A 26021-nucleotide genomic window follows, 5' to 3' on the forward strand; every position below is an offset into this window, starting at 1 on the left:
CGCCCCGCAACGGGGGCGTTTGTTTCGCAGGGATAATGTGCGGATAAGGCAGATTGACGCAGCAAATCCAGTGTTTATCCCGCTTAGCACATGTCCGCTTTATTTTTTCCGCCGGTAAATCAGCACGGCGCGGTCATCAAAGCTGTAATTGTCTTTGCTGATGCCTTTGGTGGATGGATGCTTGATGCGCATCGGGTCAGCCGCGAGTTGTTCACGCAGGGTTTTTTCGTAGCTGTCCACGCTCGCTTCGGGCGGGTAGATTTCGTAGCCGTCCGAGCTGAGTTCGATGACTTCCGGCGCTTTGTCGAATTGCCATACGCGCAGTTTGTCGTGCGGGATGGGGAAGCCGTCAATGGCCCAGAACTGGAAGGCGGCGGGCGCTTCGGGGTTGTTCTGGAATTCGGCCTGGCGTTGCAGGAGCGGCAGGATGTAGTAGCGGCCGAGGTCGTTCTCGCGGATTTGTTCGTCGCTCAGTTTGAGTTCGTCGATGACCTTGACGCGCAACGCGCTGTTTAGGGTGTCAACCAGTTTTTCTTCGTCGTTGTAGGCTTTGCCGTCGATGCGCGCTTTGGAATCCCCAATGGCGACGAGTTCGTTTTTGTCGAGGTTGTACCAGATCAGGGTGGCAGTCGGTCGGTTGACCGGTTCTTTGGCGAAGTCGATGTCTTTGTTCGCAGTGTAGAAATCCTGGTATTTGTCGTTGATGCGTTTCAGGATTTCTTCTTTTTCGGTATTGGGCGGCAGGTTCTGGAAGATGTCCTGGATGATGTCTCGGCTGACGCGGCCACCTTTTTTGCCGTCGTAGGTTTTGCCGGATTTGTCGGTCGCCCCGTCAAAGACGGCGAGGTAGTGGTCGTTGTAGAAAAGGCCGTCTTCGCAGACGGCGTTGTTTTTTTCGCCCGCGCCTTTTTTGCTTTCGAGGAAGTAGGCGATTTTGCTGCCATCCGTGAGGGTGGCGGCGGTTTCTTTGCTGTATTGCAGGTCGTCTTTGCCCCAGGCGGTGAGGCTGAGGGCGGCGATGGCTGCGGCAAGCAGGGTCTTTTTCATGGCTGTTTTCCTTTATTTGGGGTAAGGGGTGCCGCCGGATGCGGCTTGCATCCGGGCGGCGGCCGGTTTGCGGCGGAGGCCGCCGGGCGGGATGGTTGCCGGGTGTGTTTGCGGTGTTGCGGCAACGCCGCTGCATTTGCCGCGCTGCCGTGGAAATTCCGCTATCCCCGCACACATCCGGCATTTATCCCGCTTGCTGTGAACGGGTTCACTGCACTTGCGGCTCGAAGTAGCGCTTGGCGTTGCCGTAGCAGATGTCTGCCACCATTTGTCCGAGCAGCGGCAGGTGGTCGCGCGGCGCTTCGCCCGCTTCCACCCAGCTGCCGATGAGGTTGCACAGGATGCAAGTATTCGTGGCGGGTGTAGGAGAGGAAGCTGCGGCTGTCGGTCAGCATGCCGACGAAGGTCGAGAGGATGCCCATTTGCGCGTGGGTGGTGAGTTGCGCTTCCATGCCGTCTTTTTGGTCGTTGAACCACCAGCCGGAGCCGAACTGTACTTTGCCGCGCACGCCTTCGCCCGCGTAGTTGCCGCACATGGTGGCGAGCAGGGCGTTGTCGCGCGGGTTGATGGTGTAGAGGATGGTTTTCGGCAGTTGTCCGGTTTTGTCGAGGGCGTCGAGCAGGGCGGCGAGGTTGTCCGCGATGGGGCGGTCGCCGATGGAGTCGTAGCCGCTGTCCGGGCCGAGGCGGGCGAACATGCGGCTGTTGTTGTTGCGGATGGGGCCGATGTGCAGTTGCATGACCCAGCCGCGCCGCGCGTATGCGCGCCCGAGGTGGACGAGGAGGGCGGTCTGGAATTGTGCGGTCTCTTGCTCGCTGGGTGTTTTGCCGCTCAAACGGTTGGCAAGGATGGTGTCGAGGGTTTTTTCGTCCGGCACGGCGGCGTAGCGCAGGATTTCCAGGCCGTGGTCGGAGGCGAGGCAGCCGTGAGCCGCGAAGTGTTCCAGGCGTTTGTCGAGAGCGGCGGTGAGGTCGTGGTAACGGCGGATGCTGGTGCCGCTTGCCGCTTCGAGGCGCTCGATGTAGGCGGGGTAGTCGGCGTGTTCGATTTTGATGGCTTTGTCCGGACGCCAGCTGGGGCGGATTTTGACGGTAAAGGTTTTGTCGGCGGCGATGGCGGCGTGGTGTTCGAGGCTGTCGCAGGGGGCGTCGGTGGTGCCGACCATTTTCACGTTCATTTGTTCAAGGATGCCGCGCGCGCGGAAGGCGCTCTCTTTGAGGCGGGCGTTCGCTTCTTGCCAGACGGCTTCAGCGCTTGCGCCGTTCAGCAGGGTGGTGATGCCGAAGGGGCGTTTGAGTTCAAGGTGTGTCCAGTGATACAGCGGGTTGCCGATGAAGTGCGGCACGGCTTCGGCGTAGGTTTGGAATTTTTCGCGCGGGCTGGCGTCGCCGGTGATGAGGCGTTCGGGGATGCCGAGGGTACGCAGGCCGCGCCATTTGTAGTGGTCGCCTTCGAGCCAGATGGCGGCGAGGTCGGCGAACTGGCGGTTCGCAGCGATGTCGGCGGGCGGCAGGTGGCAGTGGTAGTCGTAGATGGGCTGGTCTTTGGCGTAGTCGTGGTAGAGGGTGCGCGCGGTGTTGTTGTGGAGGAGGAAGTCGTCGGTCAGGAAGGTCATGGTTGGCTCCGGTTGGTTTGTGTGTTGGGGTGTCCCGTCAAGCGGCGTGGTTGCCGGGTTTTGTCGCTGCGCGGTTTTTTAGTCCCTCTCCCACAGGGCGAGGGCTTTTGGCGGGCTGAAGCCCGCCCTACATTTTATGCCTGCTGCACCGCCATGTTGCCGCTGGTGATGAGGCGGCGTTTTTCGCCGGGCGGCAGGGTGACGCGGATGTTGTCGCGGTAGGCGGGTTCGTAGTCGCCGCTTTCGTTGAGGCGCAGGTAGAGGTTGTGCGCGTCGCCATGCAGTTTCCAGTCGAGGCGCCAGTAGGGCTCGCCTTCGCGCGCGGTGCCGTTGTCGTCGTAGATTGTGCCGCTGTTTGTGCTGGTGCCGGGGTCGGGGTAGAGGCGCAGGGTGCGTTCGGTGTCGTCGTCCGGGCTGTCGGCGTGCAGCAGGTTGCCTTCGGCGATGAGGCTGCCGGCGCGGATGTAGAGCGGCAGGTGTTCGAGCGGGGCGGCAACATGCAGGGTTTGCCCGCCGCTGTGGTACGCGCCGCTGTAATAGTCGTACCAGCCGCTGTGGTTGTCCGGCAGGTACACGTCGCGTTCGCGCACGCCTTCTGTGGTGACGGGGCAGACGAGGATGTCGCGGCCAATCATGTGGTCGTCGGTGTCGGCGTAGGTGCGCGGGTCGTGTTCGTGGTCGAGGAAGGTGGGGCGGAGGTAGGGTTCGCTGTTTTCGCGGGTCTGCCAGAGCAGGGTGTAGAGGTGCGGGATGAGGCGGTAGCGTTGTTCGATGGCCTGGCGCACGGCATTGGTAACGCTGGGGTGCATCCACGGTTCGTTCGCGCTGCCGTCGTCGTTCCAGCTGTGGATGGTGAAGCGCGGCAGGAGCAGGGCGCTTTGTATCCAGCGCAGGAAGAGTTCGGGCTCGGGTTTGTCGCCGGCGAAGCCGCCAATGTCGTGCCCGATGTGGTACATGCCGGAGAGGCTCATGCCGACACCCATGCGGATGTTCCATTTGAGGGTATGCCAGTTGGTGCGGTTGTCGCCGCTCCAGGTCTGGACGTAGCGCTGCATCCCCGGACAGCCGCTGCGCGAGATGAGGTAGGGGCGCTCGTGGCTGGCGGCGGTTTGTGCTTCATGGGAGTTGCGCATCATCAGGAGCGGCATGAGCGGGCGGATGTGGTGGATGGGGATTTCCCGCCCGAAGCCGTGGCAGCGGGCGTTGTCGTCCCAGATTTCGTATTCGTTGTTGTCATTCCAGGTGGCGTCGATGCCGTAGTCAATGAGTTGTTCGCGGATGTTTTTTTGCCACCACGCGCCGGTGGCGGGGTTGGTGAAGTCGAGGTGTGAGCCGGTGTCGTCCCAGAACATGGATTCTTCCGGCGCGTCGCTGTCGCTGGCGCGGATAAAGAGGCCGTACTCGGCGGCTTCCTGGTAACGCGGGTGGTCATGCAGCAGGCAGGGTTTGATGTTGGCGGCGAGGCGCACGCCCGCGTCGTGGTAGGCGGCGAAGCAGGCTTTGGGGTCGGGGAATTTGTCGCGGTTCCAGTTGAAGACGTAGCGTTTGCCGTCGATGCTGGTGTAGCCAGAGGAGAGCTGGAAGCTGTCGCAGGGGATGGCGTGGGCGCGGATGTCGCGGATGAAGTGTTGCAGGCGGTCTTGCGCATCCGGGGCGTCGGTGTAGCTCATGGTGGAGCCGGAGTAGCCGAGGCTCCATTTGGGCGGGAAGGTGTGGCGGCCGGTGAGTGTCACGAAGCGGCGGGTGTTGTCGAGGATGCTTGTGCTGTGGATGAGGTAGTAGTCGAGGTCACCGTCTTCGGCGCGGTAGCTGCGGTAGCGCGGGTGGTAGTTGTCCAGCTCGTTACCCATGTCGAAGGTGCTGGTGTTGAGGTTGTCGTAGTAGAGGCCGTAGTGCGTGCCTTCGCTGTTCACGACCTGGTAGTAGGGCCAGTGTTTGTAGAGCGGGTCGGTGGTCTCGGCGTTGTAGCCCATCGCGTCGAGGCTTTTCATTTGGTAGCGCTTGCCGTAGCGGTCCACGGTGCCGGCTTTTTCGCCGAGGCCGTAGTAGCGGTCGCCTGCGCCCAGTTTCATGTAGTGGGCGATGCCGGGGCGCGAGTGGCCGAGTTGGTAGGCACCGGTTGGGCGGTCGCTGGCGATGGTGCGCCAGTCGTCGCCGTGTTTTTCTTGCCATTCGAGCCACAGCGGGCGGTGGACGATTAGGCGCAGGGTGCTGCCGGTGAGGGTGAGGCTGTCGTCATCCTGGCGGATGGTGACCGGCGGGCAGGTGAAGCCCGCGCGGCTCGCCCGCTCGCGCCCTTCCATCGGGCAGGGCGCGGTATCAGGTGAGATGAGCCAGGTGCGGTCGAGGCGGCTAGCGCCGTCCTGCATGAGCCAGATGCGCCAGAGGTAGTCTTCGAGGACGATGATGTGCAGCAGGTGGCGTTCGTCGCAGAGAAGTGTCACACCGTCCGGGTTTTCGCTGTGCAGTTGCCAGTGTTTGAGGGTTTTCACGGTTTAGCCTCCGTAGCCGAGCAGCAGTTGCGGCAGGATCAGGGAGATCTGCGGGATGAAGGTTACGAGCAGCAGGGTGATGATGAGCGCGATGTACATCGGCAGCATGAAGGGGATGACTTGCGCGAGGCGCACTTTGCCCACGGAGCAACCAACGAAGAGGCAACTGCCGACCGGCGGGGTGACGATGCCCATGCAGAGGTTGAAGGTCATCATCACACCGAAGTGCACGGGGTCCATGCCGAGTGATTGTGCGATCGGCAGGAAGATCGGGGTGAAGATGAGGATGGCCGGGGTCATGTCCATGAAGAAGCCGACGATGAGCAATATCAGGTTGATGGTCAGCAGGATGACGATTTTGTTCTCGGACATGGCGAGAATGGCTTCTTCGATGATGAAGGGGATGTCGGCATTGGCCATGGCCCAGCTCATGCCGGAGGAACAGCCGATGAGCAGCATCACGATGGCGTTCGTCACCATGGAATCGAGGAAGATTTTCGGCAGGTCTTTGAGTTTGACTTCACGATAGACGACGACGGCGAGGAAGAGAGCATAGACCACGGCGATGGCCGCAGCTTCGGTCGCGGTGAAGTAGCCTCCAACAATACCGCCAACGACGACAATCACGAGCGATAGCGGCAGGATGGCCTGGATGAAGGCACCGACGGCGACGTTGAGTGATACGCGTTCGTTCACCGGATACTTGCGCCGCCAGGCGATGATGCCCGCAACCACCATGATGCCGAGCCCCATCAGGATGCCGGGCAGATAACCCGCAATGAAGAGAACCGCCACCGATGTGCCGTTAGAAATCAACGAATAGACGATGAAGGTGTTGCTGGGCGGAATCAGCAGGCCGGTCGGGCAGGAAGCGATGTTGACCGCTGCTGCGTAACCAGGGTCATAGCCTGCCTTGCGCTGCATCTCGTTCATCGTGCCGCCGACGGCTGCGGCGGCGGCGACCGCCGAGCCGGAAATCGAGCCGAAGAGCATGTTGGCGATGACGTTGCAGTGCGCCAGCGCACCGGGCAGGCGGCCTGCCAGCACCAGCGCCAGATTGATGAGGCGTATGGCAATCCCGCCCCGGTTCATGATGTTGCCCGCGAGGATGAAAAACGGCAGGGCGAGCAGGGCGAAACTGTCCAGCGCGGTAATCATCTTCTGCGCGGTGACGAACAGCGCCGTGTCAAACGGCATGGTGATCAGAATCGTCGCTACCGTGGCGATGCCGATGGAAAACGACACCGGCACGCTCAAAAACATCAGCAGGAAAAACAGCCCGAACAGGACCAGAATACTCAACATCTCCGGGCTCATGCGGCACCCCCTTCACGACCAGACAACGCGTTCACAATTTCCACCACGGCAAAAAACACCATCAAGGCGCCTGCAAGCGGCACGACCAAATAGACATAACCCATCGGCCATTGCAGCGCAGGCGTGACCTGGTCATTGGCAAACGTCTTCGCCGCGAGCGCCCAGCCACCCTTGATCATCACCAACGCGGCAAAAGCGATGATGCAGCACTCAATAACTACATTCAGCGCGCGTTTCGCACCGCCTTGCAGTTTCATGGCCAGCAAATCAATCGCCAGATGCTGCTTGTAGGCGGATGCCTGCGCGGCGCCGAGCAGCCCGACCCACATAAACATGAAGCGCGCCAGCTCATCCGTGACCGTGCTGGGCTTGATTAGGCGTAACAGGTCAGCCAGAAAAACCAGGGGCATCTTGTTCGCCCATACCTGCGTATAGCGTGACATCACCTGCCACACCACACAGACCACCAGCGCAAACGCCAGCACCGTCAACACATAACCGTTCACCAGACGGACGACGGCGGCGAGCCGCGCCAACGGCGAACGGGGGGAAACAGCAACATCAGATATAAACACCTCGCGGAGAATAGAAAACGGGCGCAGATTAACCATTTTTCTGTGAGTGGTCAACCAATGTATTGACAAAAAAACACAGGAAGACATAACATAAACCACAGGCATTCACACACAACGGAGAAAATCCATGACCTTCACGAAAAAAGCCCTTGCCGCCGCCCTTGCCTTTGGCCTCGCTGCCGGTAGCCAGGCCGCCGTCACCCTCAAACTCTCCCACAACCAGAGCAAAGACATCCCTGTGCACAAAGCCATGGAAAACTTCGCTGACAAAGTGAAGGAATACACCAATGGCGAAGTCAAGATCCGCATCTACCCGAACGCCCAGCTCGGCACCCAGCGTGAATCCGTTGAACTCGTGCAATCGGGCGGCCTTGCGCTCGCCAAATCGAACGCCGCCGAACTCGAAGCCTTCGAGCCGCTCTACGGCGTCTTCAACCTGCCCTACATCTTCAAAAACGAACAGCACTACTACGACGTGCTCACCAGCGACATCGGTGACGAAGTATTGAACGCCTCCAAAGACAAAGGCTTCATCGGCATCACCTACTACGACGCAGGCAGCCGCTCCTTCTACGCCGGTAAACCGATTAAAACCCCGGACGATTTGAAAGGCATGAAAATCCGCGTCCAGCCCAGCCCGACGGCGGTAAAAATGGTGGAAACCCTCGGTGCCAACCCCACCCCGATTGCCTTCGGCGAACTCTACACCGCCCTGCAACAAGGCGTGGTTGACGGCGCGGAAAACAACGAATCCGCACTGGTTGACAACCGCCACGGCGAAGTCAGCAAGTATTACAGCTACGACCGCCACACCATGATTCCGGACGTCCTCGTCATGAGCACCAAAGACTGGGACAAACTCACCCCTGAACAGCAAGCAGCCATCAAAAAAGCCGGTCGCGAATCCATGATGCTGCAAAAAGACCTGTGGAAAGAAAACACCGAGAAAGTCATCAAGGAAGCCAAAGACAAACTGGGCGTGACCTTCGTGGAAGACGTGGACACCGCCGCATTTGCTGCCAAAGTCCTGCCGATGCACGAAGATGCGGCAAAAAGCTCGGAAAAAATGGCCGATCTGATCAAACGCATCAAAGACAAAGCGCCGCAATAACACGGCGCAGAACAAACGTTTGGCGGGCTTCGGCCCGCCAGCGGATAACCGCGCTTCCCCGCCTGCACGACAGCGCTACGGCAGCGCGGAACAGGTAGCGGGGTTGCCACGCGACGTCCCTGCTTTCCCCCGCACCGCCGCGCTACCGGAAAAACCGTCAGACGATTCAACCGCGCGCTTTCGCCGCGCCCGTCAATTCATGCAGCAGCCGCATCGCGTCTTCTTTCGCCAGCCACGGCAAGGCGAGCGGCATGGACAGCCCCGTGCCCATCGTGTCTGCCGTGACGTTCGCCATGCCGTAGCGGCGGTCGAACGGGCTTTCCGTCAGTTGCAGCGCCTGCACCTTGTCCGCCGCCGCGAAGCAGTGCGTGCGCCACAACCAGCCGTCGCGCCGATGCAGGAAGCCGTTATTGAATGCCCAGGCGGCGTGGCGGCAGCGGCGGGTGGCGGCGAGATGCAGGCTCGGCAGGGACGCCAGCCACAGCAGCGGCAGCGTCATCAACCACATTTGCGCAGCGAACAGCCGGGCAAAGCACAGCGCGACCGTTATCCAGAAAGCAAGCCACAACGCGTAGCGGCGGAAGAGCCGCCGCGCCGCCTGCGGATGGATGGGGTTAAGCGGCACGGCAAGCGGGTCGCAGCCCGCCCAGCGCGCAAGCAGGCGGCTGAGGGTCGCCGCATCCGCCAGCGGCAGCAGTTCGCGGATGCCGCGTTCACCCTGCTTGCCCGGCACGACCACGGTATCGATTGCGACCGCATACAGCCCGCACAGGCGGTACAGCGGGCTTTGCTGCACCCGCCACACTTGTATGCGCGCAAGCGGCATATGGCTTTCCACGCGGGCAAAGAGGCCGCGCCGCTGCGTGAGCAGGCCGTCGCGTTCGCCCAGATAGAAATGGCTGTACCGGAAAAACGCGCCGGCGAGCATGGTCAATTTGCCGAGCAGCAGCGCCAGCACCAGCACGAGCAGCCACGACGCGCCGCTGTGGTACCAGTCATCCGGCAACAGCCGTTTGAACAGCCACTGCATCAATGCCGTCATCCAGTCCGGGCTATTTGCATCGGGGAGCATCGCCAGCAGCGCGAACGAACCGCCGACAAGCACGCCGAAATCATTCAGCAGTCCGTAACGCAGCAGGGCGCGGTTGTCGAGCGGCAGCAGGTTGTCGTCCGCCGCCTCCGGCGGTGTCTCGCGCAGCACCAGTTCCTCGAAAAGGCGGGCATCGGCCAGCGACAGCACGCGCAGCCGCGCTTCCGCCGTCTCGCCCGAACCGCCCGTTTCCAGCGTGACCTCGGCGACGCCGAGCAGGCGGTGCGTGAGCGAGCGGGTGAGCGTGACGTTATGCACCTTGTCCAGCGGCCACGCGCCCCTGATAGAGCAGCACGCCGTAGCGAATGAACAGCGTGCCGTCGCGCACCACGAAGCGGTACGAGCGGCAGAAGAGCAGCGAATAGACGAGGCAGCAGATGAAAAGGGCGGTGATTAACGATGCCGCGATCAGCAGCTCAAACGGCACTGTTTCCCGGTTGGCGAAGACGTTGACCAGCAGCGGGCCGACAAACAGCCAAATCCACCGCCGGAAATAGCCCAGCGCGACGAACCACCATGAATAGCGGTGCAGGCGGCGTTCTGCCGTGGCATGCAGCGCTGCCGCGAAATCAGCACGCATCGTGCGCCTCTCCCGTCAACGCCGCGCGCATCGCCTGCGCTGCGGCCAGCGTCACGTCCACCAGCTGCACCGACGCCAGCCGCGCCCCGGCGGTAACCACCACCAGCGTCGCGAGATCAAAACGCCGCCCCAGCGGGCCCTGGCGCACATCCGCATACTGCACCCGCGCGCGGGGCACCACCGTCTCGCGGCGGAAGCAGATGCCGCGCCGGATGACAAGCGCCTGCGCCGTCAGCGCGAACGAGCAGCGGCGGTAACTCAGGCCGCATAACCAGAAAAACAACAGATAGTAGCGGCACGCAGCCCGCCGCGCCGTAAAACAGGAAGGTGCGCAAACCACCTGCCGGCACGGGCACCGCCGGCACACAGACCAGCAGGGCGGCGACCGCAAAAAACAGCAGCCATGCCAGCCGCCGGCAATGCAGGGCGGCGGGCGGCAGCGGCGAAAAAGCGGCTTCTTGAAACACCGGATATTCCTTTCTTTGCAAAACACGGGAAAGACCAAGCGGGGAATGTGCCAAGCGGATGAAGCGCGCGTTTTCGGCACAGTGTTTGCATGGTGAAAAATGATATTGGCGGCCGCCGCAAGCAGCGGCAGCCACACATTGATACCAACCGGAGAATCCAGTGAAATTTTTCATTCCCGCTCTCGCGGGCCTGCTGGCCGCCGTCGCCGGTCATGCGCAATCGGGACGGCTCATCGGCATGGACGCACTGCCGGATAGCGCCACGCGGCGCCTGGTCGGCGCGGATGAGGCGGATTGCAGCCGCATTCCGGATGCCGCCGCGCGGCAATCCTGCGAGGCCGCCCGGATACCCGCCATCCCGCCTGCCGATGACCGCGCCCTGCTCGCCGCGCGCATGACGCCGCAGGCGCGGCAGGCGGCCGCGCCCAAGTCCTTGCAGGACACCATCGTCTGCGAACGCTTCAGCCCGCAGGAAAGCGAGCATTACGCCATCGCCGCCACCGGTGCCAGTCAGGAAATCGTGGACGGCAACGCCTATCTGTATGTCAGCGTCAGCAAGGAAGGCGACATCGAGGAACTGCCGGACGTGTTTGTCGGCGATACCCTGCCCACAACCTTCACCGTGCGCATGAGCGACGGTGCCATCCGCCATCTCGGCGACGGCAAATGGCTGGAAGAGAAGACGCGGGTGCAGGCCGGAGAAAGCTACCGCGTCCGCCTGACCATCCTCGCGCCGGACAGCACCGGCATCGCGGAAAGCCTGGCCTGCCTGACGCCGTAACACAAGCGGCATGCTTTCCGGCGGCTTGACACGCTGCGCAATATCTGTTTGGCTTCATGAAGTTCCCGCTATATGATGACGACAAACCACAACACGGGAGAATCATCATGGCCATCAAGCCCATCCCCACCCTGATCGCGCTCGCCATCGCGCTCTGCATCTGGTTTGTCCTGCCCGTACCGCCGGGGGTCAATGAAAACGGCTGGCACCTGCTCGCACTCTTCGCCGGCACCATCGCCGCCATCATCGGCAAGGCGCTGCCGCTCGGGGCGGTATCCATCATTGCCGTGGCGCTAGTCGCCATCACCGGCGTGACGGTCGGGGCAGAGGTGAAAAACCCCGGCACCCAGGCCATCAAGGACGCCCTCTCTTCTTTTTCCAACCCGCTCATCTGGCTTATCGTCATCTCCATCATGGTCGCCCGGGGCGTCATCAAGACCGGCCTAGGCGAACGCATCGGCTATTACTTCATCGCCCTCTTCGGCAAACGCACCATCGGCATCGCCTATGCGCTGGCGCTGTCCGAAACCGTCCTCGCCCCCATCACGCCATCGAATACCGCGCGCGGCGGCGGCATCATCCACCCCATCATGAAATCCATCGCCGCCGCCTTCGATTCCGATCCGGCGAAAGGCACGCAGGGCAAAATCGGGCGCTATCTCGCCCTGGTCAATTACAACGCCAACCCCATCACTTCCGGCATGTTCATTACCGCTACCGCGCCCAACCCGCTGGTGGTGGACGCCATCAACAAAATGGTCGGCAGCGATTTTCACATGAGCTGGACGACCTGGGCGGTCGCCATGTTCCTGCCGGGCATGGCCTGCATCCTGCTGATGCCGCTGGTGGTTTACCTGGTTTATCCGCCGGAAATCAAGGAGACCCCCGATGCCGCCGCCTTCGCCCACAAAAAACTCGCCGCCCTCGGCAAAATCAAGCGTGACGAATGGTGGATGCTCGGCGTCTTTGCCCTGTTGCTCTGCTTCTGGGCGGACATTCCTTTCCACCTCACCCACATCGCCGCCCTGAAACTCAACCCGACCACGACCGCCTTCCTCGGCCTCGGCATCCTGCTCGTCAGCGGTGTGCTGGCCTGGGGCGATGTGACGGCGGAAAAAGGCTCCTGGGACACGCTCATCTGGTTCGGCGCGCTGGTGATGATGGCCGACTGGCTGAACAAACTCGGCATCGTCACCTATTTTGCGGGGCAGATTCAGGGCGGTATCGAGGCGCTCGCCCTGCCCTGGTTCTACTCGATGATCCTGCTGGCGCTTATCTACCTCTACGCGCACTACGCCTTTGCCAGCACCACCGCGCACATCTCCGCCATGCTGGTCGCTTTCTACGGCGCGGGCATTGCCCTCGGCGCACCGCCGCTGCTCTTCGGGCTCGTCCTCGCGGCGGCAGGCAATATCATGATGAGCCTCACCCACTACGCCACCGGTACCGCACCCGTCATTTTCAGCTCCAACTACGCCACCCTCGGCGAATGGTGGAAGACGGGCTTCATCACCAGCATCGTCAACTTCGCCGTGTGGATCGCCGTCGGCATGCTGTGGTGGAAAGCGCTCGGCTACTACTGAATCATCCTGCATCTGCCCCGGCCGGGCGACAGCCCGGCCGGGAAAGGAACCTTCCATGCCCCTCACCTGCACCCGCTACTACTACCCTTCGCTGTCCGTCTTCATCCGCCTGCTGCCCGCCTATCTCATCATCCGCACGCTGGCGGACATCCTCTTTTCCCCGCAGGCGGTGATGCTGGTCATGGGAAACCCCGCCCTGCTTTTCCGGCAATACCTGTTCCACCCCGCCTTTTTCATCTCCGCCCTCGGTGCCGTGGCCTGGGCCGTTTGGCGCCGCGCCACTTACGACAGCCGCGATGTTTTCTACACCGCCGCCGTCTGCCCGGTGCTGGAAATCATCATGCAGCTCTGCCTGCTCAAACGCTATCTCGCCACCCTGCCCGACAGCTATTCCCCCGACGCGGTTTTCCGCGCCGCCGTCCCCGCCGTCATGCTCCATGCCGCCCTCGGCGCCGTTATCATGCTGATGCTGGCGCGCCTCATCCTGCCCGCCACGGCGGATGACGATTGACCACCCGCCCCGTATCCTTATGGAATCCAGCCAGATCAGCCGCCAGCGCAAAGCGCGCCGCACCGGCATCATCCTTATCTGCACCGTCCTCATCCTGCTCACGCTCAACAGCATCCACAGCTTCGGCCAGGCGGCGATGAGCGGCCAGCCGCTGCAACAAAGCCAGCTCGCCCTCATCAACATCACCATCGCCGGCCTCGGCGTCTTGAGCCTCATCACCCTGTGGCAGATCATCCGCAGCGCGCGCGAGCACCGCCGCAAAAAGAAGAGCAGCCTCGGCTTCTATTACGGCTGGCGCATCTTCACCACCGCCATCATCCCCGCCGCCATCATCGCCGCGTTCAGCTGGCAGTACCTCACCTACGACCTCGGCAAAGTCTTCAACACCCGCATCAACAACGCCCTCGACAACGCCCTGCAACTCTCCCGCACCGCCATCGCCATCCGCACCGGGCAGACCCTGGAACAGACCCGCATCCTGCGTCAGGCGATGGGCGACATGAACCAGGCGACGCTCATCGCCAATATCGAACCGCTGCGCCAGCAAACCGGTGCGCTCGAACTCGCCGTCTTCGACCTGCAAGGCACCATCGTCGCTTTCAGCAGCATCGACCCCGGCAAACTCATCGTCGAAGCGCCGAGCACCGCCGCCATGCTTAACGCCACCGACGAAGAAGAACACTTTGAATACGGCGACAACAACGGCGAATACACCATCACCGTCCTCACTATCATCCGGAAACCGGAAAACACCTTCTACCTGCAAGCGGTGTACAGCATGCCCGAAGCCTTCAACAGCCAGGCCGAAGACGTGCGCGAACAATACCGCCAGCACCAGAGCTACAACGCCCTGCAACCGCGCATCCGCGCCAACATCATCCTCGTCTTCGCCACCACCATCCTGCTCACCACCCTCATCATCATCTGGCTTTCCGCCCATTTCAGCGAACGCCTCGGCCACCCGCTGCGCACCCTGAGCCGCGCCGCCGAAAATATCGCCGGCGGCGACTACCACGCGCGCATCACCGATCTGCCGCAAAACGAACTCGGCAACCTCGGCCGCCAGTTCAACCACATGAGCCAGAGCCTCGAAGACGCGCGCGAGACCAACGACCGCGTGCAGCGCCTGCTGGTCGAACAAAAAGCGCGCCTGGAAACCATCATGGACAACATCACCGGCGGCGTGCTCACCCTCGACGGCGGCGGCCGCCTGCAAAGCTGGAACAGAAACGCCGGCAAAATCCTCGACCTCGCCCTCGTCAACCTGCACAAAACCCCGCTGCCCGAAGCCGACAAACCCAGCGAAAACAGCTATCAGGAACTCATGCAGGCACTTTTGCCCATCATCACCACCAACCAGGAAAACTGGCAGCAGGAAATCACCCTGAACCGCCACGGCACGCGGAAAATCCTCATGTGCCACGGCAGCCGCCTGCCCGATGCCGGCAAACGCGGGCGCAACGGCCACGTCATCGTCATCGACGACATCACCGAATTCCTGCACGCGCAACGCAACGCCGCCTGGGAAGAAGTCGCCAAACGCCTCGCCCACGAAATCAAAAACCCGCTCACCCCCATCCGCCTGCAAAGCGAACGCCTGCAACGCCGCCTCGCCGACAAACTCGCCGACGAAGCGGACCGGCAAATCCTTGCCAAAGCGACCGGCACCATCATCGACCAGGTCGAAGCCATGCAGCAAATCGTCGCTGATTTCAGCCAGATAGCGCGCCCGCTGGAAACCAGGCGGCAAAACCTCTACCTCAATCCGCTGCTCAGGCAAATCGCCGAACTCTACCGCGAGCACCACCCCGAACTCGATCTCGCCGAAGCGCAGCGCCCCGTGCATGCCGACCCGGTGCACATCCGGCAAATCCTCATCAACCTCATGAAAAACGCGGTTGAAGCCGTGCAGAACGAAGCGAACCCGCGCATCCGCTGGCGCACGCGCGAAGAAGGCGGCAACATCATCCTCGACATCGAAGACAACGGCCCCGGCTTCGCCGACCTCACCAAAGACCCGTTCGAGCCCTACGTCACCAACAAACCCAAAGGCACCGGCCTCGGTCTCGCCATCGTCAAAAAAATCGTGCACGAACACGACGGCACCATCAGCGCCGGCCATAGCCGCGAACTGGGCGGTGCTAGAATAACCATCACCCTGCCCGCCACCCAACCCGCGAGTCCCCAGACATGACCAGCACCGCTCCCGACATCCTCATCATCGACGACGAAACCGGCATCCTCGACACCCTCACCGACATCCTCGGCGACGAAGGCTACACCACCTACACCGCCGCCAACGCCGAAGAAGCCCGCCAACTGAACCAGCGCTATAAACCGCAACTCATCCTCCTCGACATCTGGATGCCCGATACCGACGGCATCAGCCTGCTGCGCGAATGGCAGCAAAGCGGCACCCTGCAATGCCCCGTCGTCATCATGAGCGGGCACGGCACCATCGAAACCGCCGTGGAAGCCACCAAACTCGGCGCCTACGACTTCCTCGAAAAACCGCTGTCCAGCGCCAAACTGCTGCTCACCGTGCAGCGCGCCCTGCAAGCCCACGACCTGCAAACCCAAAATGCCGCCCTCCGGGCCAAAATCAGCCCGCCCGCCGAAATCATCGGCAAAAGCGCGCAGACCCAGGAACTGCGCCAGCGTGCCGCACAACTGGCCGACCAGAGCATGCCGCTGCTCATCCACGGCAACGCCGGCACCGGCAAACAGCACCTCGCGCGCCACATCCACCAGAACAGCATCCGCCGCGACGCCCCCTTCATCAACACCAACCTCGCCGCCATCGACAGCAACGACATCCCGCTCATCCTGCTCGGCGACCACAAACGCCCCGGCCTCATCGCCCAGGCGGGCGAAGGCACCCTCTACCTCGACGAAATCGGCAACCTGCGCGAAGACATCCAGACCACCCTGCAACACCTGCTCGAACACCACGAATACTACCCCGGCGGCAGCAGCGGCACGCGCATCAGCCGGGCGCGCATCATCGCCGCCACCCGCCTGCCGCTCAACCTCCTGAAAGAACGGCTGAGCGCCGCCCTCTACGACCACATCACCATCGCCACCATCGCCATCAGCCCGCTCGAACAACACAGCGAAGACGTCCCCGAATTGCTCGACTACTACAGCCAGCAATACGCCGACACCGAACAACTGCCCTACCGCCACTTTACCCTTGCCGCACAGAACGTGCTGCGCCAGCACAACTGGGCGGCGGGCAACATCCGCGAACTGCGCAACCTCGTGCAACGCCTGCTCGTACACAGCGACGAACCGGAAATCGACGCCGAAGAAGCCAAAGAGGCACTCATCCCGAACGAACACAGCAGCCCCGACAGCCTGTGGTCGCAAATCATCCCGAAAGACATGACACTGCGCGATGCGCGTGAAGTCTTCGAGCGCCAGTACCTGCTCGAATACTTCCGCCAGTGCGACGGCAACATCGCCAAACTCGCGGGCAGGGTCGGCATGGACCGCACCAACCTCTACCGCAAACTGCGCAGCCTCGGCATCGATCCGACCCACAAACCCAAATAAAAACTGCCCACAAGGGTGGTTGCTTAGAATCTATCCCGTTGCCGGGCCTGGAATCAGGGCAGCCTCTTTGCCGAGTGGCATAGGTATAGTCGCTTCAAACAGAAATGATACGGTCAGGCTCGCCAACATCGTATCATTTCTGTTTGAAACGACTATATCTGCGCTTGGGGGATGTTTCCTGATTACCGCGAAGGCTATTTTTAAATAACCGGCAGTTTTTTCAGGCAAAAAGAAAGCCCCTGACAGGGGCTGATAAGCAGGCATGGAGGCTGGGGTCGGAATCGAACCGGCGTCCACGGATTTGCAATCCGCTGCATAACCACTTTGCTACCCAGCCTGAATTAAAAGAGCCTCAATATTGAGGCTCGGAGGAAATTGGAGCGGGAAACGAGGCTCGAACTCGCGACCCCAACCTTGGCAAGGTTGTGCTCTACCACTGAGCTATTCCCGCGTCGTGGGCGCGCATTATAGCGGGATGTCTCACCGGGTCAAGCGGTCTTTGTATTATTCTTTTAATGTTCTGTTTTCCGTGATTTTTATGGCATTGTCATTGCGTTGGTGTTGTGGCCTTCCGGATGAATGCCCGATTTCTCTCACAATGCATCGCGATACCAGTCCTCCGTTGCCGTGTTTACATCAAAAACCTGACCCAAAAGCGGGGTAAGCGGGTTGATACCGAGAGTGCGGGCAGCGGGGATGCTGCGCAGGACAGGTTCGTTCCAGCGGTGCAGCGCCATCGGGTAGGCACCCCAGTGGATGGGCATGAAGCGGGCGGGCGCGAGTTTGGCGGCGACGGCGGCGGTTTCTTCAGGAAAGAGGTGGTTGTCCGGCCAGTGTTCGCTGTATTGGCCGTTTTCGATAAAGGCAATATCAATGCGGCCGACGCGGGCGGCGATGGCATCGAAGTGTTGTCCCCAGGCGGAATCGCCGTGGTAATAGTAGCGTTCGTCGCCGTATTCGATGAGATAACCCGCCCACAGGCTGCGGTTGTGGTCGAACATTCCGCGCCCGCTGTAATGGCGCGCCGGCAGTGCAGTGTAGCGGATGCCGTTGCGGTTGATGCTTTGCCACCAGTCCAGCTCGCTGATACGCGCGGCGGGAACGCCCCAGCGCCGCAACCGCGCACCGACGCCAAGCGGGACGAGGTAATGCGCGCGGCCATGCGCCAGTTGTTTATGGGTGGCGCGTTCGAGATGGTCGTAGTGGTTGTGCGAGATGAGGACGGCATCAAGCGGCGGCAGTTCGGCAACGGTCGCCGCCGGCGGCTGGAAGCGGCGCATGGTGAAAGGGGCAGGCGAGACGTTGCCGCCGAAAACGGGATCGGTGATAAGGGTTTGCCCGCCGATACGCATCAGCAGGGTGGAATGGCCGAACCAGATGAAACGGCTTTTGGCAGCGGGCGCGAGGAAGACCGGCCAATCGGGGCGTACGCTTGGCAGCGGCGCGGGCGGATACGTATGGCGGCCGCAAATCATCATCTTCCACAGCGCGGCAAGGCCGTGCTGCACGGGGCGGGGCGGTTCGGCGGCGTAAAAGCGGCGGCGGTGCGGGTCGTAATGATCGCTGGCGGGGTAGTGGGCATGGCGGTTTCCGGGCAAGAAGCGCGGTATTGTACGGATGGACGTTATTTTTTGCGGTTTTTATTATTTTTACTTTCAGTGAGTTGTGTATTTTTTTAAAAAAGTACCGAAAATGTCTTGATTAAGATAATAGGAACATTTACTATTATTCCCGACGGAACAGCTAATGCTAACTGTCACATTGCCTCATGATGATTATTGCCCCGCACCTTGCGGGGTTTTTTTTGGCCTGCCCGGACAGGATGTTGCCGTGTACACCGGGGCGGGCTGCTACAATGCGCACCGTTTTTTTCTAGTGAGGTGTAGTGTTATGGCGATGAACCCGATGCTGACAATTGCCCGTCGTGCCGCCGAGGAAGCGGGGAAAATATTGCAACTGGGGCAGCGGCAGCTCGACCAGATTCAGGTTGAGGAAAAGGGGCGCGGTGATTTGGTCAGCGTGGTGGATCGCCGCGCCGAGGAAGTGATTAAAAACGTGCTGCTCGACAAATTCCCGCAGCATGATTTCCTCGGCGAGGAATCGGGCGAGACCCGCGCCGCTGCCGGGGAAAGCGAGTTCTGCTGGGTCATTGACCCGCTTGACGGCACCACCAATTTCCTGCACGGCCTGCCGCAGTTTGCCGTGTCCATCGGCCTGCTGAAACGCGGCCAGCCGGAACTCGGCGTGGTCTATAACCCCATGACCGAGGAATGGTTCACCGCCGCCCGTGGCGACGGCGCGCAGTTAAACGGTCGCCGCCTGCGCGTCAGCGGTCTGCGCGACGGCAGCCGCGCCATCGCCGCAACCGGCTTCCCCTTCCGCTATCCCGAATTGCTGACGCGTCAATATGCGCTGCTCGCCTCGGTGATGCAGGAAATCGCCGATGTACGCCGCCTCGGTTCGGCGGCGCTGGATTTGTGTTTTGTCGCCGCGAACCGTCTCGATGGTTATTTCGAGATGGGCATCAAGCCGTGGGACATCTGCGCCGGGCTGCTGATTGCCCGCGAAGCAGGTGCCATCGTCAGCGATTTCGGCGGCGGACAGGCGATGCTCGACCGTGGCGAGATCGTTGCGGGCAACATTTACCTGCACAAAATCCTGCTGGCGCGCATCGCTGCCGCATGATCACCCGCTGGCTGACCCGCTTCCTGCAACCGCGCTGCATCGGCTGCGGCGCGGCAGAAGTGGTCGGCCTCTGCGACGACTGCGCGGCGCGCCTGCCGCACCTCGGCACCCATTGCCCGACCTGCGCCAATACAGTCGCCGACGCGCGCTTCACTTGCGGCGCCTGCCTGCGCCGCCCGCCTGCGTACAGCCGCCTGCTCGTGCGCTGGCAGTTCCGCGAGTTGGTGCGCAGTACCATTCTGCGCGGCAAATTTCAGGCAGACCGGCTGGCGCTGCGCGTGCTCGCAGACGAAGCCTGCCGCCTGCTGCGCGCCCAGCCGGTAGCGGTTGATGCCGTGCTTGCCATGCCGATTGCCAACAGCCGCCTGCACCGGCGCGGCTTCAACCAGACCCTTTTCCCCGCCCGTGCCGCCGCCCGCCTGCTGGCAGTGCCGCTTGTCGCCGAGGGCATCTTCTGCAAACAGGCACGGCAACCGCAATCGCTGCTGCCCACCCACGCCGCACGCCGCCGCAACATGCGCGGTGCCTTTGCCGTATGCGGCGACCTGCCCGCCCGCCTCCTGCTTGTGGACGACGTCATCACCTCCGGTGCGACCCTGCACGAAGCGGCGCAAACCCTGCGCGCCGCCGGTGTGCAGGAAGTCGTCGCACTCGCCATTGCAGCGGCGCACCGCCGCTCCCCTTAACCTTACGACCCAAGGAAAACCATGCAAGAATTCTTTCCCGCCCTCGCCTTTGTCCTCGCCTACATCGTCGCCGCCAAAGCAAGCGGATATGGCAGTCAGGCCATTTACTGGGCAACCGCCGCCGCGATGATCAGTACTATCCTGCAACTCGCCTGGATGCGCCTGCACCACCGCAAAATCGAAAAACGGCACTGGATAACGGCGCTGCTCATCCTGACCTTCGGCACCGTTACGCTGGTCGTGAAAAATCCCATGATCATCAAATGGAAAGTCAGCGTTGCCTATCTCGTCTTCGCCTGCGGCCTGCTGGGCGCGCAATGGCTCGGCAAAATCAACCTCGTTCGGGAAATGCTCGGCAGTGTTTTCGATATGCCGGCCACCCTATGGAACCGCCTCAACCTGATTTGGGTGCTGTTTTTCATCGTCATGGCGGTGCTCAACCTGGTAGTGGCTTACCGCTTCTCCGAAGGCTTCTGGGTCGGTTTCAAACTGGGGGGTACGATGGGCGCGGCCATCCTCTTTATCGCCGCCCAAATCTTCTTCCTGCGCCGCTACCTCAAACAGGAACAACAGCCGCACGAATAACGCACGACGTTTCCAGCGCATGGGTGCTGCCTGCGGTATGCCAAAGATGCGCGCGGCGCGTTGCTGCGGCGTTCGGGCTTCACCGTTGCATTGACTGTCCCTGACGCTGCACCGCTCGCAGCGGCAGAAGAGGCGGATAACACGCTGTTTGGCCGGCGGCCTGATGCCGTACCATGACCGACTTTCGCCCGCCTCTGCGGCCACGAATAATCGCCGTCGCCCACACATACCCAATCCGCTATCATGCCGACTCCAACATGACCAACCGGCAAACCCCATGACAGAAAACGCCCCCAACACCGAGGTAAAACGCCACCTCAAAACCCGTCACATCTCGATGATCGCCATCGGCGGCTGCATCGGCACCGGCCTCTTCATGGCCAGCGGCAGCGCCATTCACGACGCCGGCCCCGGCGGCGCGCTGCTTGCCTACGCCGCCATCGGCCTGATGGTCTATTTCCTCATGACCTCGCTCGGCGAAATGGCGACCTACCTGCCCACCTCCGGCTCATTCGCCACCTACGCCTCCCGCTTCGTCGATCCCTCGCTCGGCTTCGCCCTCGGCTGGAACTACTGGTTCAACTGGGTCATCACCGTCGCGGTGGACATCGCCATCGCCGCCATCGTCATCACCTACTGGGAGCCGCTGCGCTTCCTGCCGCCGTGGGGCTGGAGCCTCGTCTTCTTCGCCCTCATCACCGCGCTCAACCTCTTCTCGGTGAAGGCTTACGGCGAGTCCGAATACTGGTTCGCCCTCATCAAAGTCATCACCGTCATCGTCTTCCTCGCCATCGGCACCCTGACCATCTTCGGCATCCTCGGCGGCGCATACGTCGGCTTCAGCAATTTCACCATCGGCGACGCCCCTTTCCTCGGCGACGGCGCAAGCGGCAAATTCCTCGCCATCCTCGGCGTCTTCCTCATCGCCGGCTTCTCCTTCCAGGGCACGGAACTCATCGGCATCACCGCCGGCGAATCCGAAAACCCGGAGAAAAGCATCCCGCGCGCCGTCAAACAAATCTTCTGGCGCATCCTCATCTTCTACATCCTCGCCATCCTCGTCATCGGCCTGCTCATCCCCTACACCAGCCCGCAACTGCTCGGCGCGGACGTGGACGACATCGCCAAATCGCCCTTCACCCTCGTCTTCGAGCGGGCGGGGCTGGCCTTTGCCGCCGCCCTCATGAACGCCGTCATCCTCAGCTCCATCCTCTCGGCGGGCAACTCCGGCATGTACGCCTCGACGCGGATGCTCTACGCGATGGGTAAAGACAGCCTCGCCTGGCCGCTCTTCGCCCGCACCGGCCGCAAAAGCGGCGTGCCGCACAACGCCGTCTTCGCCACCGCCCTCGTCATCCTCGCCATCTTCCTGCTGCAACTCGATGACCGCGTCGGCAAGCACATGTACGAATACATCCTCGCCGCCTCCGGACTGACCGGCTTCATCGCCTGGCTCGGCATCGCCATCAGCCACTACCGCTTCCGCCGCGCCTACATCGCCCAGGGCAAACCGCTGGACGCCCTCGCCTACCGCGCCAAATGGTTCCCCTTCGGCCCGCTGCTCGCGCTCGGCCTGTGTATCCTCGTCATCATCGGCCAGGACACCGAACTGGTGCTGAACGCCCGCCTCGACTGGCAGCGCCTGCTGATTACCTACATGGGGCTGCCCGTTTTCTTCACCTTCTACTTCTATCACAAGCTGCGCTACAAAACGCGCAAGATCCCGCTCACCGAGGTGGATTTGCGCCGCGACGCCCATTAAGCACCCATAAAAAACCCCGCTACGGCGGGGATTTTCATGAACAGCAGCCACCGCCTGCTCAAATTTACCGCCGATGACCGGCCCGATGGCACGTAGCGGGCGGCGAAGGCGGGGATTCCTGCCGCCGTGCGTGCAGAGGGCGGGGACGTGTTCGCCGCCGGACGGTGCCAGCGTCGCCCGGACTTCTGCCTTGCCTGATGAACGGCGGCAAGAATTTTCGTGCTCCCCACCGCCACAGCGCTTCGCGGCGTTGCGCCACCGGGCGGGAAAGCCGTTGTAGTACCATGACCGGCCTCCCTCCCGCCGCCGACCCGTGCCCGCACAGGCGGCGGATATCCACCTCACAGAACCACAAAAACCCATGAGCATCAAAAACGACCGCTGGATACAGCACATGGCCGAAACACACGGCATGATCGACCCCTTCGAACCCGCCCTCGTCAGCCGCCGCGCGGACGGCGCGCGCCTCATCTCCTACGGCACATCCAGCTACGGCTACGATGTGCGCTGCGCGGACGAATTCAAAATATTCACCAACATCAACAGCGCCATCGTTGACCCCAAACACTTCGACCCGCAGAGCTTCGTGGATGTGCAAAGCGACGTCTGCATCATCCCGCCGAACAGCTTTGCGCTCGCACGCACCGTCGAATACTTCCGCATCCCGCGCGACATCCTCACCATCTGCCTCGGCAAATCCACCTACGCCAGATGCGGCATCATCGTCAACGTCACCCCGCTCGAACCCGAATGGGAAGGCCACGTAACCCTCGAATTCTCCAACACCACGCCGCTGCCCGCGAAAATCTACGCACACGAAGGCGTGGCGCAAATGCTCTTTTTACAATCGGACGAGCCTTGCGCCGTCTCCTACCGCGACCGGGGCGGCAAATACCAGGGGCAAACCGGCGTCACCCTGCCGCGCACCTGATGCCGCCAAGCGGCGCCGTTACCGGGTTTTGCCGAGACATTACCTGCAAGTCTCAAAATCAAAAAAACGCGTGGTTTCCCCGCTTGGCGGCCCCTCTTGCCCGAAACACAAAAAGCAGGCTGCACCTGCCCGATGGGCTAGCCCGTCAAGCGGCGCATAGTCGTTTCAAACAGAAATGAAACGGCGTTGACTCGCCTGACCGGGCACCCATAAAAATCGCTGCGCGATTTTTATGGGAAACCCGCGCCGTACATTTGTACTGCCTTCGGCTCGCCGCCTTGTCGCATTCCTGTTTGAAACGACTATAAACACTGGCCGCGTCAACAAACAAAAACAAAAAGCCCCGCAACAGCGGGGCTTTTTTCTGCGGGTGCCTAACGGGAAACCGTGGCGCGTTCGTGGATGACCGTGCGCGCGCCGACATAGCGCTTTTTCCAGTACCCCTGATCGATGCGGGCGATTTCCACCTTCTTGCCGGGCGACGGCGAATGCAGCATCTTCTGGTCGCCGAGATAAATGCCGACATGATTGATATTGCCGTTGCCACGGTGGAAAAAGACCAGATCGCCGGGTTTCGGCTCGCGCACCGGCAGCAAGGCATGAAATTGCGCCTTGCTGCTGCGCGGCAGGCGGAAACCCTGCTCGGCGAACACGTGCTGCACCAGGCCGGAACAGTCGAAGCCTTTCGGCGTGTTGCCGCCGTAGCGGTACGGTGTGCCAATCAACTTCTTGCCGTCGGCAATCAGGCGGTGGCGTGTCATATCCGTGGGGAAAAGGCGTTTCTTCGACGCTGCCGCCGGGGCATCGCCTTTCAGACTTTCCAGCTCAATACCGTGATTAAGCGCCACGGAATCACGCGGCATACTGCTGCAACCTCCGAGCGCGAGCACCAGTACGCCTAAAAAAGTTTCTTTTTTCATAAAGCTACACGATTAAACAAAAAATATCCCGCCGCCAACGGGCGGCAAAAGACGGCGCACTATACGTAACGAAAAATTCATGCGTCAATGCGTGAACGTCTCAAATCACAAAAAACACCACGCAATCATCACCACGAACGCGGCAAACCGTCCAGATACTGCTGCGACAAGCGCACCCGACACAACAACTCGTCATGAACCCCGCCTTCCAGACGGCAGCGCGCCGCGCGAAACGCCTTGAAACGCTGCAAACTGTCCTGCCAGTCCGCATCGGCACCGTGGCGCAAATGCACCTGCTCGATGTCGCCGTCGATTTGCGTCATCGCCAGAAAGGCGCAGCTTTCCAGCGCCCCCTCGGGATTGCCGCTCTTGCGCAGGCATTCCTGCATATAGGCGGGCGGCGTGTGCGGCGGGGGCGGCGCGGCAAACGGATCATGGGCGTGTACCGCTGCCGCATAACGCAGCAGCAGCCAAAACAAAGAAAAATCCGGCATCATATGAATCAGGCTCCAAAAAAACGCGGCGGATTATAGCCAAATCGCCAAAAGCGATAACGATGAAGGCGGACACCGCCCCCATCGCCTGCGCTGATGCCGAAAAACCCCTCGCCGTTGCCGGAGAGGGGTCGCAGGTTGGCACCGGTTACGGCAGCAGCGGTTTGACCGTCGCCGTATCCGCTGCGGCAAGCGGCAGTTGTTGCAGCGGCGGGGCGGCGAGGTTGTCCGCCGCCGCGCTGCGGGTGTCGAAAGCCGCCATCGCTTCAATCAGGTGCTGCGCCTGGGCGGCAGCGCGTGCATCGCTTGCGGCGGTAGTGCTTTGCGCGCTGCCCGCCGCCGGTATCGCCGTGCCATCCGCCGTACCGGTAGCGCCTTGTGACGAATCGGCACTTGCAGCCTGCGTCGTCAAAGCCTTGACCGGAGCGGCAGCGTCGCCATCGGTTGCGGCGGCAGTGCTTTGTGCGCCGCCCGCCGCCGGTGTCGCCGCATTGCCATCCGCCATACCGGTAGCGCCTTGTGGCAAATCGGCACTTGCCGCCTGCGTCGTCAAAGCCTTGACCGGAGCGGCGTCGCCATCGGTTGCGGCTTTTGTTCCGGCGGAAACGGCTTCCGCTTTTACGTTACCGGACTGCACAGGGGCGGCGGTATCTGCCGCTGTTTGCGCGGCGGCATTTCCCTCCGTCTGAATCGTCCCGGCGGATGATGCAGGCGCGGCTTCCGCTTTCACGCCATCGGCCGTTTGCGCGGCGGTTTTTTCTTCTGTCAGCGGGACGGATGGCAGGCCGTCTTTCAGCAAATCGCGGCTGCGGAGAGCGGCGGCATCATAAGTGGCATCGTCAAATTGCAGGTCGTAGTAATTCTGTCCGGGATGGGAGTAGTAACTTTGTATGGTGACCTGATCCTGTTCGTTGCCGTAGGCACGGATGGTGAGGTCGGCGCCTTCGCGACCGAAGACGGCATCCCGGGCTTTGGCACCGTTGAAGACGATTTTGTCGGCTTCGTCGTCGTTACGCGCCCAGTCATAGATGCTGTCCCTGCCGTGGCCTTTGGCGAAGAGGTAGGTGTCGCTCTCGTAGTCACCGCCCTGCATATAGTCGTTGCCGGCACCGCCAACAAGGGTGTCATGGCCTGTGCCGCCGTAGAGTCTGTCATTGCCATCGCCTCCGTTGAGGGTATCGTCGCCGTTCTCACCGGCCAGTTCGTCATTGCCGTCATCACCGCTCAGTTTGT

General features: G+C 61.7%; 22 protein-coding genes, 2 tRNA genes and 1 pseudogene. 11 read left to right on the forward strand and 14 right to left on the reverse strand.

The window, feature by feature from the left end; genetic code table 11:
* Positions 1-99 precede the first annotated feature (99 nt).
* The 5 genes and pseudogenes from Q0562_RS10890 to Q0562_RS10910 all read right to left on the reverse strand — a co-directional run bounded on the left by Q0562_RS10890 (position 100) and on the right by Q0562_RS10910 (position 7083).
* Positions 100-1047, reverse strand: a complete 948-nt coding sequence (locus Q0562_RS10890; RefSeq protein ID WP_298644302.1) for a hypothetical protein — start codon at positions 1045-1047, stop codon at positions 100-102.
* A gap of 208 nt (positions 1048-1255) precedes the next feature.
* Positions 1256-2663 (reverse strand): annotated as a pseudogene (gene uxaC, locus Q0562_RS10895) (glucuronate isomerase).
* A gap of 134 nt (positions 2664-2797) precedes the next feature.
* The gene (locus Q0562_RS10900; protein ID WP_298644304.1) at positions 2798-5155 is read right to left on the reverse strand and encodes a TIM-barrel domain-containing protein; all 2358 of its coding nucleotides are present in this window, start codon (positions 5153-5155) and stop codon (positions 2798-2800) included.
* A gap of 3 nt (positions 5156-5158) precedes the next feature.
* Positions 5159-6472: a TRAP transporter large permease gene (locus tag Q0562_RS10905; protein ID WP_366144763.1), complete on the reverse strand. Its 1314-nt coding sequence runs from the start codon at positions 6470-6472 to the stop codon at positions 5159-5161.
* Complete coding sequence (locus Q0562_RS10910; protein ID WP_298644309.1) at positions 6469-7083, reverse strand: TRAP transporter small permease; 615 nt, start codon at positions 7081-7083, stop codon at positions 6469-6471. The genes Q0562_RS10905 and Q0562_RS10910 overlap by 4 nt, the downstream gene beginning before the upstream one ends.
* 91 nt (positions 7084-7174) lie before the next feature.
* Here Q0562_RS10910 and Q0562_RS10915 point away from each other — a divergent pair, with 91 nt between their 5' ends.
* The gene (locus Q0562_RS10915; protein WP_298644311.1) at positions 7175-8158 is read left to right on the forward strand and encodes a TRAP transporter substrate-binding protein; all 984 of its coding nucleotides are present in this window, start codon (positions 7175-7177) and stop codon (positions 8156-8158) included.
* 166 nt (positions 8159-8324) lie between these two features.
* Here Q0562_RS10915 and Q0562_RS10920 read toward each other — a convergent pair whose 3' ends face one another.
* Genes Q0562_RS10920 through Q0562_RS10930 form a run of 3 tightly spaced genes read right to left on the reverse strand, consistent with a single transcriptional unit; the run spans position 8325 to position 10432 of the window.
* Entirely contained in the window at positions 8325-9506 is a 1182-nt protein-coding gene (locus Q0562_RS10920) for a PH domain-containing protein (protein WP_298644313.1), read from the reverse strand.
* Entirely contained in the window at positions 9499-9828 is a 330-nt protein-coding gene (locus Q0562_RS10925; protein WP_298644315.1) for a hypothetical protein, read from the reverse strand. Before Q0562_RS10925 ends, Q0562_RS10920 begins: the two co-directional genes overlap by 8 nt.
* Positions 9818-10432, reverse strand: a complete 615-nt coding sequence (locus Q0562_RS10930; protein WP_298644317.1) for a PH domain-containing protein — start codon at positions 10430-10432, stop codon at positions 9818-9820. The genes Q0562_RS10925 and Q0562_RS10930 overlap by 11 nt, the downstream gene beginning before the upstream one ends.
* A 23-nt stretch (positions 10433-10455) precedes the next feature.
* On the opposite strand from Q0562_RS10930, the gene Q0562_RS10935 reads away from it, so the two are divergent.
* The 5 genes from Q0562_RS10935 (at position 10456) to Q0562_RS10955 (ending at position 16725) form a co-directional block, all read left to right on the forward strand.
* On the forward strand, positions 10456-11076 hold the full coding sequence (locus Q0562_RS10935; protein ID WP_298644319.1) for a hypothetical protein: 621 nt from the start codon (positions 10456-10458) through the stop codon (positions 11074-11076).
* Positions 11077-11183: 107 nt separating this feature from the next.
* Entirely contained in the window at positions 11184-12659 is a 1476-nt protein-coding gene (locus tag Q0562_RS10940) for a DASS family sodium-coupled anion symporter (protein ID WP_298644320.1), read from the forward strand.
* 55 nt (positions 12660-12714) lie between these two features.
* The gene (locus tag Q0562_RS10945; RefSeq protein ID WP_298644323.1) at positions 12715-13170 is read left to right on the forward strand and encodes a hypothetical protein; all 456 of its coding nucleotides are present in this window, start codon (positions 12715-12717) and stop codon (positions 13168-13170) included.
* Positions 13160-15364 (forward strand): ATP-binding protein, encoded by a 2205-nt coding sequence (locus Q0562_RS10950; protein WP_298644325.1) that lies wholly within the window; start codon positions 13160-13162, stop codon positions 15362-15364. Before Q0562_RS10945 ends, Q0562_RS10950 begins: the two co-directional genes overlap by 11 nt.
* A complete protein-coding gene (locus Q0562_RS10955) occupies positions 15361-16725 on the forward strand; it encodes a sigma-54 dependent transcriptional regulator (RefSeq protein WP_298644327.1) in 1365 nt (454 codons plus the stop codon). Before Q0562_RS10950 ends, Q0562_RS10955 begins: the two co-directional genes overlap by 4 nt.
* 263 nt (positions 16726-16988) lie before the next feature.
* Here Q0562_RS10955 and Q0562_RS10960 read toward each other — a convergent pair.
* The 3 genes from Q0562_RS10960 to Q0562_RS10970 all read right to left on the reverse strand — a co-directional run bounded on the left by Q0562_RS10960 (position 16989) and on the right by Q0562_RS10970 (position 18323).
* Positions 16989-17062 (reverse strand) — tRNA-Cys (locus tag Q0562_RS10960).
* 39 nt (positions 17063-17101) lie between these two features.
* Positions 17102-17176, reverse strand: a tRNA-Gly gene (locus tag Q0562_RS10965).
* Positions 17177-17318: 142 nt separating this feature from the next.
* Complete coding sequence (locus Q0562_RS10970; protein ID WP_298644329.1) at positions 17319-18323, reverse strand: MBL fold metallo-hydrolase; 1005 nt, start codon at positions 18321-18323, stop codon at positions 17319-17321.
* Between the two features lie 292 nt (positions 18324-18615).
* On the opposite strand from Q0562_RS10970, the gene Q0562_RS10975 reads away from it, so the two are divergent.
* The 5 genes from Q0562_RS10975 (at position 18616) to dcd (ending at position 23374) form a co-directional block, all read left to right on the forward strand.
* On the forward strand, positions 18616-19410 hold the full coding sequence (locus Q0562_RS10975) for an inositol monophosphatase family protein (protein WP_298644330.1): 795 nt from the start codon (positions 18616-18618) through the stop codon (positions 19408-19410).
* Positions 19407-20096: a double zinc ribbon domain-containing protein gene (locus Q0562_RS10980; RefSeq protein WP_298644331.1), complete on the forward strand. Its 690-nt coding sequence runs from the start codon at positions 19407-19409 to the stop codon at positions 20094-20096. The genes Q0562_RS10975 and Q0562_RS10980 overlap by 4 nt, the downstream gene beginning before the upstream one ends.
* Before the next feature lie 21 nt (positions 20097-20117).
* Complete coding sequence (locus Q0562_RS10985; RefSeq protein ID WP_298644333.1) at positions 20118-20681, forward strand: inner membrane-spanning protein YciB; 564 nt, start codon at positions 20118-20120, stop codon at positions 20679-20681.
* Positions 20682-20958: 277 nt separating this feature from the next.
* Positions 20959-22443 (forward strand): amino acid permease, encoded by a 1485-nt coding sequence (locus Q0562_RS10990; RefSeq protein WP_298644334.1) that lies wholly within the window; start codon positions 20959-20961, stop codon positions 22441-22443.
* 361 nt (positions 22444-22804) lie between these two features.
* Positions 22805-23374: a dCTP deaminase gene (gene dcd / locus Q0562_RS10995; protein WP_298644336.1), complete on the forward strand. Its 570-nt coding sequence runs from the start codon at positions 22805-22807 to the stop codon at positions 23372-23374.
* A 374-nt stretch (positions 23375-23748) separates the two neighbouring features.
* Here dcd and Q0562_RS11000 read toward each other — a convergent pair whose 3' ends face one another.
* The 3 genes from Q0562_RS11000 to Q0562_RS11010 form a co-directional block, all read right to left on the reverse strand.
* On the reverse strand, positions 23749-24294 hold the full coding sequence (locus Q0562_RS11000) for a C40 family peptidase (protein WP_298644339.1): 546 nt from the start codon (positions 24292-24294) through the stop codon (positions 23749-23751).
* Between the two features lie 128 nt (positions 24295-24422).
* Entirely contained in the window at positions 24423-24791 is a 369-nt protein-coding gene (locus Q0562_RS11005) for a glucarate dehydratase (RefSeq protein WP_298644342.1), read from the reverse strand.
* A 145-nt stretch (positions 24792-24936) separates the two neighbouring features.
* Positions 24937-26021: hypothetical protein (locus Q0562_RS11010; RefSeq protein WP_298644344.1), on the reverse strand; the 1085-nt coding region annotated here is incomplete at its 5' end.

Origin of the sequence: uncultured Cardiobacterium sp., assembly GCF_938028825.1 — a bacterium.
GTDB lineage: Bacteria > Pseudomonadota > Gammaproteobacteria > Cardiobacteriales > Cardiobacteriaceae > Cardiobacterium.

Excerpts from the sequence above, each read along its gene's own strand:
- Q0562_RS10890 (WP_298644302.1), bottom strand. The coding sequence starts at position 1,047 with ATGAAAAAGACCCTGCTTGCCGCAGCCATCGCCGCCCTCAGCCTCACC.
- Q0562_RS10905 (WP_366144763.1), bottom strand. The coding sequence starts at position 6,472 with ATGAGCCCGGAGATGTTGAGTATTCTGGTCCTGTTCGGGCTGTTTTTC.
- Q0562_RS10910 (WP_298644309.1), bottom strand. The coding sequence starts at position 7,083 with ATGGTTAATCTGCGCCCGTTTTCTATTCTCCGCGAGGTGTTTATATCT.
- Q0562_RS10915 (WP_298644311.1), top strand. The coding sequence starts at position 7,175 with ATGACCTTCACGAAAAAAGCCCTTGCCGCCGCCCTTGCCTTTGGCCTC.
- Q0562_RS10925 (WP_298644315.1), bottom strand. The coding sequence starts at position 9,828 with ATGCGTGCTGATTTCGCGGCAGCGCTGCATGCCACGGCAGAACGCCGC.
- Q0562_RS10940 (WP_298644320.1), top strand. The coding sequence starts at position 11,184 with ATGGCCATCAAGCCCATCCCCACCCTGATCGCGCTCGCCATCGCGCTC.
- Q0562_RS10945 (WP_298644323.1), top strand. The coding sequence starts at position 12,715 with ATGCCCCTCACCTGCACCCGCTACTACTACCCTTCGCTGTCCGTCTTC.
- Q0562_RS10950 (WP_298644325.1), top strand. The coding sequence starts at position 13,160 with ATGACGATTGACCACCCGCCCCGTATCCTTATGGAATCCAGCCAGATC.
- Q0562_RS10955 (WP_298644327.1), top strand. The coding sequence starts at position 15,361 with ATGACCAGCACCGCTCCCGACATCCTCATCATCGACGACGAAACCGGC.
- Q0562_RS10975 (WP_298644330.1), top strand. The coding sequence starts at position 18,616 with ATGGCGATGAACCCGATGCTGACAATTGCCCGTCGTGCCGCCGAGGAA.
- Q0562_RS10980 (WP_298644331.1), top strand. The coding sequence starts at position 19,407 with ATGATCACCCGCTGGCTGACCCGCTTCCTGCAACCGCGCTGCATCGGC.
- Q0562_RS10985 (WP_298644333.1), top strand. The coding sequence starts at position 20,118 with ATGCAAGAATTCTTTCCCGCCCTCGCCTTTGTCCTCGCCTACATCGTC.
- Q0562_RS10990 (WP_298644334.1), top strand. The coding sequence starts at position 20,959 with ATGACAGAAAACGCCCCCAACACCGAGGTAAAACGCCACCTCAAAACC.
- dcd (WP_298644336.1), top strand. The coding sequence starts at position 22,805 with ATGAGCATCAAAAACGACCGCTGGATACAGCACATGGCCGAAACACAC.
- Q0562_RS11000 (WP_298644339.1), bottom strand. The coding sequence starts at position 24,294 with ATGAAAAAAGAAACTTTTTTAGGCGTACTGGTGCTCGCGCTCGGAGGT.
- Q0562_RS11005 (WP_298644342.1), bottom strand. The coding sequence starts at position 24,791 with ATGATGCCGGATTTTTCTTTGTTTTGGCTGCTGCTGCGTTATGCGGCA.